This window comes from Adlercreutzia equolifaciens (genome assembly GCF_029076695.1).
GTDB lineage: Bacteria > Actinomycetota > Coriobacteriia > Coriobacteriales > Eggerthellaceae > Adlercreutzia > Adlercreutzia equolifaciens_A.
The window spans coordinates 1-303 of the sequence record NZ_JARFIK010000381.1 but is presented as its reverse complement, the minus strand read 5'-3'; the positions used below and the strand labels follow the sequence as shown (position 1 = coordinate 303).

1 protein-coding gene is annotated in these 303 nt (G+C 65.3%); it reads left to right on the top strand.

Features of this window, described 5'->3' with window-relative positions:
* Window positions 1-280 (top strand): FIST N-terminal domain-containing protein (locus PZH32_RS12840; protein WP_275208642.1); only part of this gene is annotated, 280 nt, incomplete at its 5' end.
* Window positions 281-303: the final 23 nt, after the last annotated feature.

The following is a 303-nucleotide window of genomic DNA, read 5'->3' as shown; positions in this document are numbered from 1 at the left end:
GGCGGGCGCCGCTTTGGCTACGGCTGCCATGGAGGCTGCGGGCCGCGCTGACGCTCCCGACTTCTTCTACATGGCCGCTTCTCCGGCTGAAGAGGAGTTCTACCTGAAGGGCATCTCGACCGTGGTGGGCCGCGTGCCGTTCTTCGGCGGCTCGGCTGCCGACAACTCCATCGCCGGCGAGTGGAAGCTCTACGCTACGGGCGAGTCCTTCGCCGATGGCTGCGTGGCTGCTTTCTTCTGGGACGCTCCTGCCATGACCAACGTGTTTACCGGCGCCTAACGCGAGACCGAGTACTTCTGCGT